Source organism: Kitasatospora sp. NPDC058478 (assembly GCF_042720345.1).
Classification (GTDB): domain Bacteria; phylum Actinomycetota; class Actinomycetes; order Streptomycetales; family Streptomycetaceae; genus Kitasatospora.
The window spans coordinates 16,424-33,224 of sequence record NZ_JBHXML010000093.1; the positions used below are offsets into that span (position 1 = coordinate 16,424).

The window sequence follows — 16,801 nt, forward strand, 5'->3', positions numbered from 1 at the left end:
CCGACCGCGAACCGCAGCCCCGGAGTGCCGAAAGGGACAAGTTCACGAGAAGGACAGCGACAGAAGGACGACTCAGGAGGCGAACGGCTCGATCTCCCCCGCAAAGACGATGACCTGGTCGATGAGGCTCCGCCGCAGATGGACGACGTCCGTTCCCGCCAGACGGGGGCCTCCGTCCGGCGTGGTGAAGACCCACTGGTACCGGGCCCACTCGTCAGGCATGTCCACCGCTGAGCAGCGCGCCATCGTGCCGGTCCCCGCCGGGTGGTGCCGGATGTCCAGCACGAACTGCTCGACCGCCGCGATTCCTTCGCTGCGGCCCAACGGCCCCCAGAAGACCACGTCTGAGGTCAGGGCCTGGGAGAGCAGGGCAGTCACATAGCTGTCGTCCGAGGCGTTGAACGCGGAGATGAAGGTGTCGATCGCGGAGCGTGCCGTCTCTTCCTGCATGCCCCAGTAATACCAGCCGCTGCTCGTGCGCTCGTCCCGCGAGCCGCCTTCCGATCACGGTGGACCATCCCGGTCACAGCACTGGCAGCCCCGGATCGTCGAGGCCGAGTCGGCGAGGGTTCTCGACCGTAAAGGGGCGCGGACAAAGGCGCGTGGCGCCCATTGCGCGCCCCTCAGATTTGCTGCGCTCCAAAGTGCGCAACGGTACGGCCCGCGCCCGCCCCGCCGATCGGGTGTGTGCGGAGAGTGATCGGCGCGCGATCAGATCAGCGGGTCGAAGAGATCGCGCCCCCAGTGGCCGAGCCAGGACGCGGTGGCGGACCACCGGGCCTGACCTTCCGCACCTTCCGTGGACTCGTCGTACGGCAGCACGGCGGTCGGGGCGAGCCAGCCCTCCCCCGGGTCGATGCGGACCCGCAGCACCTTGAGCGGTCTGCGCAGGGCAACAAACATCCGCAGGTCGTCGGTGTGCGGGCAGTGGGTCTCGTAACGGTCGTGGACGGTACGGCAGATGGACTTGATGTCGGTGTCCGCGAGCAGGAGGTGGCGGCTGCCGGGGCCAAGGTTGACGCAGAGGCGGCGGCGGGCGGTGTCGCGGTCCGGGTACGGCAGGTTCTGGTGGTTGTCGACGTGCAGGCCGAGGCACAGGCCGCTCTCGGGCAACCGGTGAGTGACCAGCTCGCCGGGCGGGTCCTCGGCCGGATCGAGGGCGACGTGCAGCGGATCGCCGAGGAGGCCGACGAGCGCGGCGACGGTGTGGACGTCGGTGACGGTCCCGGGGAGGCGGAAGAACTCGACCAGGCCGCTGTCCTTGGTGAAGAGGCCCGGCGCGTAGCGCTCGGGGTGCTCCTCGGGGAGCGGGGCCCAGTCGCCGGCGGGGACGACGGCTCCGTTCTCGTAGTCGAGTTCGCCGTGGACTCTGCGGACGTTGCCGATGTCGCAGCGGGCGCGGAGGGCCGCCGGGTCGCGGAAGGCGATGGCGGCGGGGTGCATGGTCGTCATGAGGGGGGCTCCTCGGTTCAGTCGTTGTCGTCGTCGGAGTTGTCGCTGTGACGGTTGATGCCGGTCATCAGGGCGGCGGCCAGGGTGGTCCACCAGACGACGTCGGCGGTGGCCGGCTCGCGCGGCGGGACGAGGTTCGAGGCGAAGCAGGCGAGGGCGAGGCTGGCGGCGGTGATCGCAGCCGTGGTGGCGAGCTTGATGGTGCTCAACTTTCGGGCGAGGGAACGTTGCTGTGAGCGGTACGGAGGACGCGCGCCCAGACTCGCTTGCCCGTGCCGCACCGCGCGATCACCCCGAAGTCGACGGCGAGCCGACGGGCGAGTTCGATCCCACGGCCGCACTCGTTCAAACGGCCCGGACGCCGCTCCAGGAGCGGGAGGTCACTGCGGGGGTCCCAGACTTCGAGGCGGCAGCCGCCGTCGAACTCCTGGAGGTAGAGCCGGACTTCGCCGTCGCCGTGACAGGCGTGGACGACGGCGTTGGTCACGAACTCGGAGGCGATGAGGACGAGGTCGTCGACCGGGTCACCGACCCAGCCCCAGGAAGTGAGCTGGTCACGGACCAGGCGGCGGGCGGTACGGACCGAGGTTTCGTGCTCGGTGAGGGTGGTCTCCCAGGATCGGAGGACCGGGTTACGCAAGGTGGACATGAGTCACCCCACACCTTCAGTGGCGTGTTCGTTCGGTCACAGTGAGTGTGGCTGACATCAAATCGAACCCGCAACCCGAACGCAATGACAAATCCGTGGATCTTGAAACGAGTTGAGTCGCCTGCGCATCATGGCGAGACTGGACCCAAACTCAGAGGGAGGGGCGCCACTTGAGCAAGGACCTGTCAGCGATCAGGCAGATCCGCCTCGGCGACGAGCTGCGCAACTGGAGGCTGTACAACAACAAGACCCTTGCCGATTCGACAGCAGGCCTGAAGGGTTGGAACCCCGCCCGCCTCAGCAGAATCGAGCGTGCCCACCAGCAGATCAGCGCAGCCGACTTGAAGACGCTGCTGGATCACTACGGCATCGATGGACAAGAACGCGAGGACTTCGAGAGCCTGCTCAGCGACGGCCCTGCGAGGCGTTGGTGGCGTGGACTGGACTTTGCTGACAGCATCACCTCGGCCTTCGCGGAGTACCTTGATCTCGAAGCCGACGCCTCGCAAATTTCCGAGTACTTTCCTGCCGCGTTCCCCGGGTTGCTTCAAACCGAGGGCTACGCAACCGAGATGATCGCGGCCAGCCTCAGCGCTCCTAATGACGAGCAGATTGAGGCCGCCACAGAGGTCAGGATTCGTCGCCAGCGCAGGCTCACCGACAGTCACCCACTCAACTTCGAGGCGTACTTCGGAGAGGTCGCCCTGCTGGTGGCCGGAGATCAGAGGGTTCTGGCGGATCAGATCCGGCACGTCATCAAGGTGTCTCAGTACCCGAACGTGACCGTCCGCATGGTGCCACTCAGCGCTGGCAGGCCTGGAATTCTGGCATCAGGCGTGGTGCTGATGCGCTTCCCTGGGGATCCAGAAGGAGGATTCGTCTTCATCGAAGCAGTCGGCGGTATGCTCCCGCGTAGAACGGGACGCGACGTACGACGAGCCGAGCGCGCCATTGGCCGTGTTGAGCGCTGCGCGTTGTCACCCGAGGACACCATCACCGCCCTTGAGCGCAAGTTGGAAGAGCTGACGTGAGCGAGAAGCGCAACCCGTACGACCACAACCCCGCCGACGCCGGCTGGACCAAGTCCCCCTTCTCCGCTGACGACAACGGCAGCTGCGTGATCATCGCGCGCTTCCCCAACGGTGACGTCTGGCTCGGCGACGACAAGAACCCGAACCACCCCCACCTCGCCTTCGACCAGGCCGAATGGACCGCCTTCATCCAGGCCATCGAAGCCCACGACCCCCGCTTCACCGCCTGATCACCCACCGGGAGGCCAAGATGCGCGACCGCCACGACCCCTACGACCACAACCCCACCGACGCCGACTGGGCCAAGTCCCCCTTCTCCGCAGAAGGCAACGGCGACTGCGTGATCATCGCGCGCTTCGACAACGGCGACGTCTGGCTCGGCGACGACAAGAACCCCGGCCGCCCCCACCTCGCCTTCGACCAGGCCGAATGGACCGCCTTCGTCCAAGCCATCGAAGCCCACGACCCCCGCTTCACCGCCTGACCGCCCACCGCCCACCGCCCGGGCCGGGACCGCCGGGAAGCCCTGAGTGGCTGTTGCCGGCACCGGGCCGGTTCACGCTCGCGAAGGCCGCGGCTGGGCAAGGCGCCGGGTCATGAGCATCGTCGCCGAGCTGCCCGAGGCTAGGTTGGCGCGGTGCATCCGATCCGTTTCGAGGCCGCCACGACAGACGGCGTCCATCTCTTCCACTACCTCCCCGGCAATGACCTGGCGGTGACTCGGCACTGGCCTGGCCTGTGGCAGGAATGGCCTGAGGAGGGGACGCCGCACACCGAGTGGGCCGTGAACAACAACAACATGGAGGAAGTCGCCGTCTATGTGGGCCTGGTGTGGCGTCTGACGGCCGGCCTGGACCGCTATGTGATCCCGACGTACTACTGCGACGACGCCGAGCGTTTCCTGAAGCAAACGCCGATGCTGGTGAGCTGGGAGTACGAGGTCGACGCCAAAGCGCCGACCGCCACCACACGGGACAAGGGCTTCGTACCTGGTCGTACGGCGAAGCCCCTTCGGGTGGAGCCGACCGCCGCGGAGCTGGACCATGCCGGTCGTGCAGGCTTGTTCCGGTTGTCGACGCCTCGCGACCTGGTATCCGCGCTGCATGCGGTGATCTTCGACGCCTCGTCGGAGACCACGGTGTTCGCAGTCGCCCCCGGACCGGAGCGTCGCCAGCGTCTGGTGAGCGCGTTGAGCGGCCCGACTCCCCCTACTCTGGCCGAAGTCCTTGAGGGAGAAGGGGTGTTCGTGGACCTGACGATCGGCTCGGATTTCGACTACTACGACTCTGTCATGGTGGCGTCGCGCGCCGATCTGCGGCACCGGGTCGATGACCTGGCTGCCGACTATGCGCGCAGGATCTCGGCATATGAACTGCGCCTGGACGAACTCGCAAGTGTTCCGGACTTCCTCCGGGCGATGCCGGAGCTTGCCGGTGTGGACTTGGACGTTCCCTGAGCCCTCGATCACTCGATCGAGACCCTCGTTCGATCGGCAAGCCGCTTGATCGGTACGACAACAGCTTCTGGGTGCCGTCGAGCAGCTGGCGGTGGACCGCGGGGACGGCGGTGACGCGCAGGGTGTAGCCCTGGCCGCGCCGCACCGTGACGCCCTGATCGAGGGCGGTGGGCCGGCGGACTCCAGCCCGGTGGTGCGGAGGAAGTCGGCGACCGTGCCCGGCATGTCGGGCGTGACCGGCAGCTCGGGGACGGTGCAGGGCGAGGCGGTCGCGGTGGAGCACGTCGAGGACGTCGAACACGTCGAGGATGTGCCCGGTGCCGCGTACGAGGCGGAACATCTCGCAGATGTGCACGGTGTCGCCCGGCCGCGCACAGGTGAGCGGTTCGCGGAACTTCGGGCGCTGGAGGGGGTGGAGGCCGCTGGAGGTGCCCGGCGCCTCCTCGAAACGCCGTCGGCGTCGAGGGTCAGGCGCCGAAACCGTCCTCAAACTCCGCGCACTGCTCGCCAACGGCGCCCTCGATGCGAACCACTGACCGAGGGCCGGGACCTGGAGCCGATACGGCGCCGGCGATCACAGCCGGTCACCAGCAGGCTGGTTCGGTTGATCCCCGAGGCCGCACCCGGCGCCGCTCACCGCGTCCCCCGCGGCGAGCGGCGTCGGCATTACCGCTCATCTGATCGACCGTCAACCAGTTCATCCGAACTGCCCCACACGCACAGCTCCCGCCATTACGCTCCCAAGCGTGATCACGCCCGGCGTCGATCCGGGCGCATTCCGTCATCACCACCACAGGGAGCGCATGCCATGAGCGAGCTGGTGTACCCGTCCGACCCCGGCCTCAACGGCCACGCCGTGGACGCGGCCGAACGCACGTACAAGATGAACGGCTTCGACCCGGCGCGGGAGGACTCGAAGCTCTCCTACACGCCCTGCCGGGTCGCCAAGCCCGCCTTCAACACCTACCACCGCAGCGGCGAGCAGACCGTGTCCGGCTTCCTGGACACCACCTGGGCCTACGACAGCCGCCTGACGGACGACACCGGCGGCCCCACCGGCGGGCCGGGCGCGGACCTGACCCGGCTGGAGGCCGCGAACGGCGCCTTCGACGAGATCGTCCTCGGCCTGGTCGGCCTCGTCGGCGGCCAGGGCAGCCTGGCGGCCGCCACCGCCCAGGCCGCCCAGGACTTCGGCATCGCCTCCTCCGAGCGCGGCGCCGTGACCTTCATCGACGCCTGGAGCGCGGCCGCCGCCTACCTCGGCTACGGGTTCGACGGCTGGGTCTCCAACGACTACCAGGACCTGTTCACCCAGCCGAAGGCCCAGGGCCTGCTGGGTGCCGCCCGGCGCCTCAAGGAGCGCAACCCGAACCTCTCGGTCGGCCTGCACATCGGCGGCTGGGACCTGAGCGAGGCGTTCCACTCCATCGCCCAGGAGCCCGCCTCCCGGCGGCGGTTCGCCCAGTCCGTCGTACGGATCTTCCGTGCCTTCCCGATGTTCTCCACCCTCCACCTGGACTGGCGCTGGCCCGGCTCGGCCGGCGCCCCGGAGGCCGGGTACGGCCCGGAGGACGCCGGGAACTTCGCCGAGCTGATCCGCGAGACCAGGGCCGCGCTGTCCGCCGCCGACCTGAGCGCGACGATCGCCGTCGCGGTGCCGGCCTCCTCAGCCCAACTGGACGCGATGAACGTCCCGCTCCTCATCGAGGCCGGCGCCGACCGGCTGGACCTGATGTCCTTCGACTTCTTCGGCAGCCCCTGGTCCGAGAAGCTCGGGCACCACACCTCGCTGCGCCGCGATCAGAACAGCAGCCAGACGGACTGCGTCGACAACGCCGTCACCCACCTCATCGAGCACGCCGGCGTGGCGCCTCACCGCATCCACCTCGGCTACGCCACCACCACCCGCAACGCCAAGCACGCGAGCATCACCGGCATTTCGCCCCTGCGCGGCAGGTACGACAACGGCTCGGGCGAGACGGTCGGCTCCTTCGCGCCCGGCACGAGCACCTGCGCCGACGTGCTGCGCAACTACCTCGACCTGGAGCAGGGCGAGGGCCGCAACGGCTTCGAGCTGTACACGGACGCCGTCGCCGACGCCGACTACCTCCACAACCCGAGCACCGGAGTCTTCCTCTCCCTCGACACCCCGCGCTCCGTCCGCGCCAAGGCCGAGTACGCCCGCGCCCGGGGCCTCGGCGGCCTGTTCGCCGAGCACGCCGAGGCCGACCCGGGCGTGCTCACCAACGCCGCCCGCGAGGGCCTGGGGCACACCGTCACCGCGACGGTCGTCGACATGAAGCCCCTCTACGTCACCGGCCGCAGCTGACGGCGGGCGGCGCCGTCCGCACCGCGGGCATCACGGGAGGTCCCGTGATGCCCGTCGTCGGCCCGCTAGGTTCTGTCCGCGCGATCACGAGCGGAGCCAGATGACCGGTGCGGCGACAGTGACCGTGCCGAGGAAGATGTACACGCGCTTGTCATACCTGGTCGCGACGGCGCGGTGCGACCGCCTCGGGACCGTCCGAGGGCCTCGCCGGCCGCCCGGGCGGCGGGCGAGCCGGGGCTCGGCCCGTGGGTGATGCTCGGCAAGACCTTCAAGGGACTGACCGACCGGACGCTCGTTTGGCAGACCGCCGAGTTGCTCGCCCGGGAGACCGGGCGGGACGCCCGGACGGTGCTGGTCCGGCCGGAACTGGTCGTCGAGATCGCCTTCGACGGCCTCCGGCGCAGCCCCCGCTACCCCACCGGGCTGGCCCTGCGGTTCGCCCGGGTGGTGCGCTACCGGCCGGACAAGAGCGCCGCCGAGGCCGACACGGTGGCCTCCGTACGGGAGTTGGCCACCTCCGAAGGGCGTGTGAGGCCGTCCGCGCGGCCGAGTCCGCCGACCCGTCCGGCGAAGTACCGCGGGCTGAAACGCATAGCGCCGCAATGGGGGTTCACACACAGGGGCCGAATCAGCCATTCTCGATCCGGCCACCGTACCCCTCCGTGAACGGACCAGCGATGGCTAGGTTGACCGTGACAACGAGAGGCGGCCGCCGGGCAGTCGGCGCCGCCCTGGCGAAAGGTGCCCGACATGCAGGTGAGCGTCGACCGGGACCGTTGCTGCAGCTCCGGCATGTGCGTGATGAACGCCCCCGCGGTCTTCGACCAGGACGACCGGGACAGTCTCGTGATGCTCCGTCAGACCGTCGTGCTGCCCGAGCAGTTCGACGACGTCAGACTCGCCTCCGAGCTCTGCCCGGGCCGGGCGATCACCGTCACCGGGGACGAGCCCGCGCGGACCGGGGCCTGACGGACCCCCGCCGCCGGCCCCGCAGGCCGCCGGGAACCTTCCCGGGCCCCGAACCCCACGAGAACACCCGCGACGTGAGGAGACCCCCGCCTTGACCACCGCACCCACCACCCCCGTCCTCCCACTGCCGGCCCGGCACTCCGGCGGCTGCCCCTTCGGCCCGCCGCCCGCGTACCCCGAGGCCGCCGCCACCGGGCCGGTGACCAGGGCCGAGCTGCCCGACGGCGACCTCTGCTGGCTGGTCACCGGCTTCGCCGAGGTCCGCACCGTGCTGTCCGACCGCCGGTTCAGTGCCGACATACGCCACCCGTCCTTCCCGCTGCTGGTCGCCGGCGCTCGCGAGCTGATCACCGACAATCCGGACTTCCTGCGGCTCGACGACCCCGAGCACGCCCGCCAGCGCCGCATGCTCACCGGGGAATTCCTGGTCAAGCGGGTGGAGGCGCTGCGCCCGGAGATCCAGCTGATCGTGGACGAGGCACTGGACCGGATGACCGCGGGCCGGACCACGGCCGACCTGGTCACCGACTTCGCGCTGCCGGTGCCCTCGCTGGTGATCTGCCTGCTGCTCGGCGTGCCGTACGAGGACCACGACCGCTTCCAGAACCTGAGCCGCACGATGCTCAGCCAGGAGAGCACCGTGGAGCAGCTCCGGGAGGCCCAGGAGGAAATCCTGCACTACCTGCGCGACCTGACGGCCCGCAAGCGCGCACAGCCGCAGGACGACGTCCTCAGCCGACTCGCGGCGCGGGACGACCTGACCCCGGACGACGCGGCCGCCATGAGCGTGCTGCTGCTGGTCGCCGGGCACGAGACGACCGCGAACATGATCGCGCTGTCGACCGCGCTGCTGCTGGAGCACCCCGAGCAGATCCCCGGCCTGGCCGACCCGGCCACCCTGCCGGGCGCGGTGGAGGAGCTGTTGCGGCTGCTGACCATCGTGCACACCGGCCTGCCCCGGGTGGCGCTGGAGGACGTGGAGCTGGGCGGCGTCACCGTCCGGGCCGGGGAGGGCGTGATGGCGATGCTCTCCACCGCCAACCGGGACGAGGCGGTGTTCGGCGGCGCCGGCCATCGGGCGACGGACGAGCTGGACCTGTACCGGGACGCCCGGCGGCAGCTGGCGTTCGGCTTCGGCGTGCACCAGTGCCTGGGCCAGCCGCTGGCCCGCGCCGAACTCCAGATCGCCCTGGAGACGCTGTTCCGCCGGCTGCCGGGGCTGCGGCTGGCCGGCGAGCGCGAGTTCCGTACCGAGTCGTTCATCTACGGGATGCGGTCACTGCCCGTGACCTGGTGAGCGGGGCCCGATGGAGAACTCTCACCGGGCACCCGCCGCGTGAGCCTTTGCGCAGGCGGGCGGCCTGACCGTCCGCCTTCTCCGGGATCGTGTGCCGGATGCCGCGCCTGCGCAGGTAGGCGCGGCACGGGCCGTTGCTGTAGGCCTTGTCGGCGGCCACGCTGTCGGGCGTCTTCCGGGGCCTGCCCGGCCCTGTCCACGGGACACGGATCTTCTCCAGTACCGGCTCGAACTGCGTGCAGTCCGCCCGCTGCCCCGGCGTGACGACCAGGGACAGCGGGCGGCACCGGCCGTCCGCGCTCAGGTGGACCCTGCTGGTGAACCCGCCCCGCGAGCGGCCGAGGCCCTCGCCTCCACCACCACCTTCACCAGGCGGGCGACGAGGCTCTGCCACGGCGTCTCGCCCTGGTGTTCCCCGGGCCCAGCCCCCTTTGAGGCCACCGCTGGGACCACAGCGCGGTCAGCGCGTCCAGTGCTTCACGATCCACTCCGAGCCCTCTCCCCAGTCGTCTACCCTCATGCCCGACGACGGCTCCCCGCCCGACGAGGGCCGCCCCGACCGATGGTCGGGAAACGGGTCGTGCCGAGCGGCCCGACGCCGTACCGTGGTCCGGTCGACGATCTTGGGGCAGCGACCCCACGAGGACCAGAGGACGGGGCTGGACACCATGCAGCAGTACCAGGGCTGGGCCGACGAACGGTTCGGCGCCGTGGCGGACGTCTTCGCCCGCAACTTCGCCGAGTTCCCCGAACTCGGCGCCGCCGTCACGGTGTTCGCCGGCGGCCGCAAGGTGGTCGCATTGTGGGGCGGGACGGCCGACGACCGCACCGGCCGGGCCTGGACGCAGGACACCGTCGTCCCGGTCTTCTCCTGTGCCAAGGGCGCGGTGAGCATCAGCACCCACCTGCTCGCCCAGCAGGGCCGCCTCGACCTCGACGCGCCGATCGCCCGCTACTGGCCCGAGTTCGCCCGCCACGGCAAGCAGGACATCACCACCCGCATGATCCTCGGCCACCGCGCGGGCATCCCGGCCCTGAACGCGGCGCTCTCCTTCGAGGAGATCGCCGCCTGGGCTCCCGTCGTCCGCGCGATCGAGGAGCAGGAGCCGCTCTGGGAGCCCGGCACCGCCTACGAGTACCACGGCCACGTCCTGGGCTTCGCGGTCGGCGAGGTGATCCGCCGGATCACCGGGCTAACCCCTGGCGAGTTCCTCCGCAAGGAGATCGCCGAGCCGCTCGGCCTGCCGGTCTGGATCGGCCTGCCGGAGAGCGAACTCCCGCGCCTGGCCCGGCTGGTGGAGGCGGAGGGCCGCCGCCCGATGCCCGGCCCGGAGCACCTGCTGACCCGGATCGTGACGATGAACGGCGCCCTGGTCTTCCCCGGCCTGGACGTGCCGCACGGCTGGAACGACCCGGCCCTGCACGCGATCGAGCTGCCCGGCGCGGGCGCGGTCGCCTCCGCCACCGGGCTGGCGGGGCTGTACGCGGCGGCCGCCACCGGCCTGGACGGCGGCCCGCGCCTGCTCTCGCACGAGACCGTCACCGACGCGGTGCGCGAAGTCTCCTCCGGCGCGGGCTTCCTGGGCTTCGACATGGGCGCCCGCTGGGGTTCCGGCCTGCTGCTCGACTCCCCCGCCTTCCGCCCGCTGCTGGGCGAGCGCAGCTTCGGCAACGACGGCGCGGGCGGCCAGTTCGCCTTCGGGGACGACGAGTTCGGCGTCGGCTTCGGCTACGTCGCCAACCGGATGATCGGCCACGGCGACGCCCGCGCCAACCGGCTGATCGAGGCGGTGCGCGGGTGCCTGGGGTGACGGACTTCCTCGCGCGACTCACCGCGCTGGCGGCCACCGGCGGCCTGGACGGCCCGGACGGGCTGCGCTACAACGCCTCGCTGCCCGAACTCGCCGCCCACTACGGCGACCCCTGGGACGGCGGGCGGATCCACCGCGAGTCCCGCTGGCCGCACGGCTTCAGCTGGGGCGACGTGCAGACGGTGTTCTGCCGCTGCCGCCGGCTCCAGTCGCTGTCCCTGCCCGTGTGGCACGGCGAACTCGAACTCCCGCTGGCCGGCGGCGGGTTGCTGACACTCGACACGCACGTCACCGAGTCGGCCCTGATCGCCGCGCTGACCGCCGCCGGCTGCCGCTGGGAGACCGTGACGTACGAGAACGTCCCCGACCAGCGCACCCTGGAGGTGGCGGTGGCCGAGGAGGTCCGGGTGGCATTCGTCCTCACCGACCGCGACGGCCACCAGGCCCGCGACGGCCACGCGGACCGCGAGGGCCATGACGCGCCGCCGCCCGAGGACTGGCTGCTGAACAAGGCCCTGCTGTGGGGCTACGACCACACCGACTGCCCCGAGCCGGACCGCACCCTCCCGGACGACGGCTGGGGCGAATCGCCCAACTGACGCGTACGGCCGGCCTGTTGCGCTCGACCCGCTGCGCTCGGCCCGCTGCGCTCAGCTCGTTGCGCCCCCGCGCGCAACGGGCCGGGCGCGCCCCCGAAGTGGGCGCACCCCCGGAGCGGGGGCTCACGCCAGGGCGCGCGGCAGCACCACCCGCACCCACTCCTCCGGCTGCGACAGGTGCGGTGCGTGGCCGGCACCGGGGTACAGGTGCCGTTCCACCTTCGCCAGGGTGAGGTCGATGATGTCCAGCACCTCGCCGTACATCGGCGGACTGTTGTCACTCTGCGTGAGCAGGGCCGGTTCCGTGAAGCGGGCCAGCGCGGTCAGGTCGAGGTCCAGTGCGTCCGGGTCCCGCAGCTCGTCCAGGTAGGTCGGCGCGTTGCGCACGTACGTGTGCCGCACCGGCGCGGGCAGCTGCGCCCAGGCCCCCGGCCCGAAGGTGACCGTCTCCACGAACAGCTCCGCCGCCGCGGCCGACTCGGCCTGCTCCAGCAGCTCCCGAACAGCGGTGATCCGGTCGGCGAGCGCGGTGGCGACCGGCCGCAGCTCGGGGTCGGCGAGCAGGATGCCGGCGCCGGGCGGCTCGTGCACGGCGATCCCCCGCAGCAGGTCGGGCCGGGCGGCGGCGAGCCGCAGCGTGATCAGCGAACCGTACGAGTTCCCGCAGACGAACGCCGGCGCGAGTCCGAGCCCCTCGATCAGCCCGGCCAGGTCGGCCGCGTCCTCGTAGACCGAACCCTGGGTGAGCGGGTCCTCACTGCGGCTGTGGCCCCGCCGGTCGTAGGCGACGACGGTGGTCGACTCGGCCAGGCCCGGAATCACGCGCGCCCAGCTGTCGGCGTCGCTCCACGAGCCGTGCACCAGGACGACGCCGGGCCCCTCGCCACGGGCCTCGTAGTGCAGCGACACCCCGTTCACCCTGATCTCGGCCATCACGAGCCTCCCGATCTCGGCGGTGCTCCCCCACCAGCCTGACACAGCCGCTCGGGGCGGCACCCCCGGGCCGAGTCCGTCACCGAGCGTGACGAACAGCGGGCGGCCAAGGGCTCCGGAAGGGCTCGGCTCAGACCCCGGACCGGCTCAGCCCATGCCCCGGGCCGGCGGCTCGTCCCGCGTGCCGTCCTCCGCCACCACCGTGAACCGGCCGGGCCCGGAGACCGACAGGTCCACCGGGTGGACGGACTTCGAGTCGTTGACGTCCAGTTCACTGCTCTTCCGCCCGGTCGCGGCGTCGACCCGGGTCAGCTTGTCCCGGGTCAGCGCCCACACCGACGCGCCGTCCACCAGCAGCCCCGTCACCTGGTCGTCCAGCCCGGCCGTCCAGCGCTTCCCGCCGTCGGCGAGCGAGTAGGCGACCAGGCGCCCGGTGGCGATGCGGCTGGGGTTCTTCCCCCCGCTGATCCGGACGTCGTCCGGCTTCTCGCCGGGGACGATCAGCTGGTCGCCGACGACCACCCCGCCGAACAGCGGACGGGCGGCGAACGCGTCGTAGGCGTGGGCACCGCCCAGCATGACGTCGAGGTCGTACTCGTCCCCCGCGACCGGGATCGACGCCCGCTGCCGCCCCGCCCCGTCGAAGCTGAGAACGGCGTGCGTCCCGCGCTCGCCCTGCGCGTCGACCCAGACCGCGAGGGGCTCGGTGGAGACCACCGCGACGTCCTTCAGCCCGCCCGTGACCGGCAGGGCGACCCGGGTCCGCTCCTGCCCGTCCGCCGGGGCCAGCGACCGCAGCACCGGCGCGGCGTCGCCGCACTGCGCGACCGTCACCACCTCCGCCGCCCCGCCCGCCACCTGCAACGGCGCGCAGCCGGCGTCCGCGTCGCCGCGCCAGGAAGCGCGCCCGTCGGCCAGGTGCACCGCGCGCCAGCCGGTCCGCTCCTGGAGGACGGCCTCGTCCCCGGCGACGGCGAGCAGATCGGGCGCCGCCGTGTCCCCGACGCGGCCGGGCGCGTCCGCCGCGGCGGTCCAGGCGGCCGTGCCGTTGGCGAGGTTGAGCGCAGTCACCGCCGCGCACGGCCGGTCGTGCGGGGAGTGGCCGAGCAGTCCGAGGCCGTGGCCCGTCCCGCGGCTCATGGCGCAGACGGAGTCCTCGCCCGGCGGCGTCCACCGCCACGCGACCTGCCCGGTGGCGCCGCGGTAGGCCACCACCTGGTCGGGCCGGACCCGCACCACCACGTCCCCGCTGGTCCAGCTGCCGACGGCGCGGATCGACGACGGCCGGTCCAGCGGCGCCTCCCAGGCGTCGTTGAGGCCGGTCCCGGCGAAGGAGACGAACACGGCGAGCCCGAACAGGATCCCGACGGCGACCGCGGGGAAGCCGCGCCGGGGGTGGAGCAGCGCCCACAGCAGGCCGGCCCCGCAGGGCATCAGGCCGAGGATGCTGACGATGCCCATGAAGTCGAGGCTCTCGCCGCCGTACCCCTGGGACGGCCCGATCAGCACGGCCAGGCCCATGCTCGCGAACATGGCCCCCAGCACCCCGCCGGAGACCACCATCCAGGCCTCCTTGTCCATCGCGAACCCGCCCCTGGCGAGGCGGACGGACCTGCGGGCCCACCCGGCCCCGGCGGCACTGTCCACGGGCCCCTCGGCCATGTCGGTCACTCCCCCGTCAAGCGCCGCCCACCGCATGAGCGACGATCATCGGATGATCGCAGAGCCTCGCTGGATCCTGAACAAAGACAACGGAAAACTCCCGGCCCCACCGACGGACGGTAGGTTGGCCCGGGGGCCGGGGCGCGGCACCGGGGCACGAAAGGGGCGGGGATGCAGCCGGGCGACGTACTCGACGGGCGGTACGAGCTGGTCGAGCAGATCGGCGAGGGCGCCTTCGGCGCGGTCTGGAAGGCCCGCGACGCGCGGATCCAACGGCTCGTCGCCGTCAAGGTGATGCTCCCGGGCAGCAACAACACCCCCAAGGACGCGGCCCGGTTCGTCCGCGAGGTGGCCACCGCCGGCGCGCTCAACCACCCGTCCATCGTCACCGTGCACGACTTCGGCCAACACGACGAGGCCGGCCGGCCGTTCTACTTCCTGGTCATGGAACTGCTCGACGGCGCCCCCCTCAGCCGCCACCTCGGCGACGGGCCGCTGCCCCTGCGCCAGGCCCTCACCTGGGCCGTCCAGATCTCCCAGGCCCTCGCCACCGCCCACCGGGCCGGCGTCGTCCACCGGGACGTCAAACCGGCCAACGTGATGATCCAGTCCTCCGGCGAAGTCAAGGTCGTCGACTTCGGCATCGCCCGGGTCGGCACCGCCGACGACGGCATCACCAGCACCAACGTCATCGTCGGCACCCCCGCCTACATGGCCCCCGAACGCTTCGACAGCCGCGGCCTCGACGCCCGCTCCGACCTCTACGCCTTCGGCTGCCTCCTGTACGAACTCCTCACCGGCCGCACGCCGTTCCGCGGCACCCTCTACGAACTCATCCGCCAGCACGGCGAGGTCCACCCCGCCGCCCCCGGCACCCTGCGGCCCGGCCTGCCCGCCGACGTCGACACCCTCGTCCTCGAACTGCTCGCCAAGGACCCCGACCGGCGGCCGCCGCACGCCGACCAGGTCGCCGAACGCCTGCTCCACCTCGCCGAGCAGGCCGAACAGCCCCCGGCCGGCTACCACGCCACCGTCCGGGACGTCCCCGCCGCCGAGGAGGACCCGTACGTCCTCGCCCGCCGGCGGGAGGCGGACGCGCTGTTCCAGCACACCCGCGACCAGGCCGCCCAGGTCGCGCTGCAGTTCGAGACCAGCATCGCCCAGCGGCGCCGCCAGCTCGACCAGGACCTCGCCGACCAGCGGGCCCACGCCGAGGCCCGGGCGCAACAGATCGTCACCGACGCCCAGCAACGCGGCGAGGAGCTCGAACGGGAAGCCGCCGCCCGAGCGGCCGCCAGCCTCAAGCAGCTCACCGAGGCCGAACAGCGCACCGACCTGCTGCGCCGGCAGACCGACAAACTGCGCAACGACGCCGAGAGCCTGCGCCGCACGGTCGACAACGCCCGCCGCCAGGCCTCCGACTTCCTCGCCGACGCGGCCGCCAAGGCCGGCCTCGGCCCGGCCACCGAACCCCGCCGCTCGATCGCCCCGCCGGCCGGCACGCAAACCGGCTCCCAGAGCGGCGCGCAGACCGGCTCGCAGCGCCGGAAGCTCCCGAGCATGCAGGACCTGCTCTCCGGCCGGAGCCGCTCCACCGGCGGCGGCGACCAGCCGGGCCGCCCCTCCTGACCTCACCCCGACGCCCCGCCCCGACGCCTCGCCCCAACGCCTCGTACCCGGAGGCGAGTCGGCCCGCCAGGCCCAGTCCACGCGGGCCCCACCCCCGCGCCACCGGCTGGACCCTGCGGCCCCTGCTCACGCACCGCGACCCGACCGCGGAACCGTAGAATCCGCAGGTAGACACCAGGGAAGGATTTCGCGTGTTCCAGGCGCAGCGGCCGCGCACCGCACAACTGACCCCACGACTCGGCGACGACGGGACGGGGCGGGTCGAAGCCGTCGCCCTGCTGCTGCCCGGCGGGTTCCTGCGCAGCCGGCGCGGACCGCTGAAGGTCGCCGAACTGGGCCTGCGCCGCCTCACCGCCGAACTCGCCGACCGCGGCCGCCCGCACGGCCTCGCCGTCCACCTGCTGCGCTACCGCTACAGCGGCTGGAACGGCACCGACGCCGACACCGCCGTCGACACCCGCTGGGCCCTCGACGAACTCGCCCGCCGCTACGGCGACGTACCCGTCGTCCTCATCGGCAACTCCCTCGGCGGGCGCGCCGCCTTCTGGTGCGCCGGGCACCCGAGCGTCGTCGGCGTCGCCGGCATCGCGCCCTGGCTGCCCAGCGGCGACCCCGTCGACCACCTCGCCGGCCGGCGCGTCCTGATCGTCCACGGCACCGGCGACCACAGCGCCGCCAACGCCAACCAGTCCCTCGAATACGCCCTGCGGGCCCGCCCGGTCGTCCCCGACCTCGCCCGCTACGAAGCCCCCGGCGCCAACCACTACCTCATCCGGCAGACCGCCGACATCAGCGCCCTCACCACGGACTTCACCCTCGACACCCTCAAGGCCGAACCGGCCCCGCTCGCCTCCGGCACCGTCTGCACCCGCCTGCCCACCCGGCGCGCCTAGGTCCAATGCCAGTGACTTTAGGTTGTGTCGTGCTGGGTGACGGTGACTGTTGCCGGTTGTGGTGGTGGCCAGTTGTGGTGTTGGGCGCGTT

General features: G+C 71.9%; 18 protein-coding genes and 1 pseudogene. 12 read left to right on the top strand and 7 right to left on the bottom strand.

The window, feature by feature from the left end; translation table 11 throughout:
- Positions 1-72: 72 nt before the first annotated feature.
- The 4 genes from ACFWPT_RS36475 to ACFWPT_RS36490 all read right to left on the bottom strand — a co-directional run bounded on the left by ACFWPT_RS36475 (position 73) and on the right by ACFWPT_RS36490 (position 2,101).
- On the bottom strand, positions 73-450 hold the full coding sequence (locus tag ACFWPT_RS36475; RefSeq protein ID WP_063346728.1) for a hypothetical protein: 378 nt from the start codon (positions 448-450) through the stop codon (positions 73-75).
- Positions 451-711: 261 nt separating this feature from the next.
- Positions 712-1,452 (bottom strand): hypothetical protein, encoded by a 741-nt coding sequence (locus ACFWPT_RS36480; protein ID WP_380487085.1) that lies wholly within the window; start codon positions 1,450-1,452, stop codon positions 712-714.
- A gap of 17 nt (positions 1,453-1,469) precedes the next feature.
- On the bottom strand, positions 1,470-1,661 hold the full coding sequence (locus ACFWPT_RS36485; RefSeq protein WP_063346730.1) for a hypothetical protein: 192 nt from the start codon (positions 1,659-1,661) through the stop codon (positions 1,470-1,472).
- The gene (locus ACFWPT_RS36490) at positions 1,658-2,101 is read right to left on the bottom strand and encodes an ATP-binding protein (protein ID WP_380487087.1); all 444 of its coding nucleotides are present in this window, start codon (positions 2,099-2,101) and stop codon (positions 1,658-1,660) included. Before ACFWPT_RS36490 ends, ACFWPT_RS36485 begins: the two co-directional genes overlap by 4 nt.
- Before the next feature lie 170 nt (positions 2,102-2,271).
- Here ACFWPT_RS36490 and ACFWPT_RS36495 point away from each other — a divergent pair, with 170 nt between their 5' ends.
- From ACFWPT_RS36495 to ACFWPT_RS36530, 8 genes and pseudogenes are all read left to right on the top strand, one after another.
- Complete coding sequence (locus ACFWPT_RS36495; protein ID WP_380370734.1) at positions 2,272-3,132, top strand: helix-turn-helix domain-containing protein; 861 nt, start codon at positions 2,272-2,274, stop codon at positions 3,130-3,132.
- Positions 3,129-3,362, top strand: a complete 234-nt coding sequence (locus tag ACFWPT_RS36500) for a DUF397 domain-containing protein (RefSeq protein WP_380370736.1) — start codon at positions 3,129-3,131, stop codon at positions 3,360-3,362. The genes ACFWPT_RS36495 and ACFWPT_RS36500 overlap by 4 nt, the downstream gene beginning before the upstream one ends.
- A gap of 20 nt (positions 3,363-3,382) precedes the next feature.
- Entirely contained in the window at positions 3,383-3,616 is a 234-nt protein-coding gene (locus ACFWPT_RS36505; protein ID WP_380487089.1) for a DUF397 domain-containing protein, read from the top strand.
- A 153-nt stretch (positions 3,617-3,769) separates the two neighbouring features.
- Positions 3,770-4,588, top strand: a complete 819-nt coding sequence (locus ACFWPT_RS36510) for a hypothetical protein (protein WP_380487091.1) — start codon at positions 3,770-3,772, stop codon at positions 4,586-4,588.
- Between the two features lie 808 nt (positions 4,589-5,396).
- Positions 5,397-6,917, top strand: coding sequence for a glycosyl hydrolase family 18 protein (locus ACFWPT_RS36515; RefSeq protein ID WP_380487093.1), 1,521 nt, complete (start codon positions 5,397-5,399; stop codon positions 6,915-6,917).
- Between the two features lie 240 nt (positions 6,918-7,157).
- Positions 7,158-7,424: pseudogene (locus ACFWPT_RS36520) on the top strand (ATP-dependent DNA ligase); the annotation flags it as partial.
- 243 nt (positions 7,425-7,667) lie between these two features.
- Positions 7,668-7,886, top strand: a complete 219-nt coding sequence (locus tag ACFWPT_RS36525) for a ferredoxin (protein WP_363372684.1) — start codon at positions 7,668-7,670, stop codon at positions 7,884-7,886.
- A gap of 91 nt (positions 7,887-7,977) precedes the next feature.
- On the top strand, positions 7,978-9,183 hold the full coding sequence (locus ACFWPT_RS36530) for a cytochrome P450 (RefSeq protein WP_380487095.1): 1,206 nt from the start codon (positions 7,978-7,980) through the stop codon (positions 9,181-9,183).
- Here ACFWPT_RS36530 and ACFWPT_RS36535 read toward each other — a convergent pair.
- Positions 9,146-9,577, bottom strand: coding sequence for a transposase (locus ACFWPT_RS36535; protein ID WP_380487097.1), 432 nt, complete (start codon positions 9,575-9,577; stop codon positions 9,146-9,148). The two genes, ACFWPT_RS36530 and ACFWPT_RS36535, sit on opposite strands and share 38 nt — an antisense overlap.
- A gap of 274 nt (positions 9,578-9,851) precedes the next feature.
- Here ACFWPT_RS36535 and ACFWPT_RS36540 point away from each other — a divergent pair, with 274 nt between their 5' ends.
- Positions 9,852-10,994, top strand: coding sequence for a serine hydrolase domain-containing protein (locus ACFWPT_RS36540; RefSeq protein ID WP_380487107.1), 1,143 nt, complete (start codon positions 9,852-9,854; stop codon positions 10,992-10,994).
- Positions 10,991-11,593 (top strand): hypothetical protein, encoded by a 603-nt coding sequence (locus ACFWPT_RS36545; protein WP_380487099.1) that lies wholly within the window; start codon positions 10,991-10,993, stop codon positions 11,591-11,593. The genes ACFWPT_RS36540 and ACFWPT_RS36545 overlap by 4 nt, the downstream gene beginning before the upstream one ends.
- Positions 11,594-11,716: 123 nt before the next feature.
- On the opposite strand, the gene ACFWPT_RS36550 is transcribed toward ACFWPT_RS36545, so the two are convergent.
- Entirely contained in the window at positions 11,717-12,526 is an 810-nt protein-coding gene (locus ACFWPT_RS36550; protein ID WP_380487101.1) for an alpha/beta fold hydrolase, read from the bottom strand.
- Positions 12,527-12,673: 147 nt separating this feature from the next.
- Positions 12,674-14,188: a PQQ-binding-like beta-propeller repeat protein gene (locus tag ACFWPT_RS36555; protein WP_380370752.1), complete on the bottom strand. Its 1,515-nt coding sequence runs from the start codon at positions 14,186-14,188 to the stop codon at positions 12,674-12,676.
- 171 nt (positions 14,189-14,359) lie between these two features.
- Between ACFWPT_RS36555 and ACFWPT_RS36560 the strand changes: the two genes are divergently transcribed.
- Together ACFWPT_RS36560 and ACFWPT_RS36565 are read left to right on the top strand one after the other, a co-directional pair.
- Entirely contained in the window at positions 14,360-15,817 is a 1,458-nt protein-coding gene (locus tag ACFWPT_RS36560; protein ID WP_380370755.1) for a protein kinase, read from the top strand.
- Positions 15,818-16,008: 191 nt separating this feature from the next.
- Positions 16,009-16,710, top strand: coding sequence for an alpha/beta hydrolase (locus tag ACFWPT_RS36565; RefSeq protein ID WP_380487103.1), 702 nt, complete (start codon positions 16,009-16,011; stop codon positions 16,708-16,710).
- The last annotated feature ends 91 nt before the right edge of the window (positions 16,711-16,801 follow it).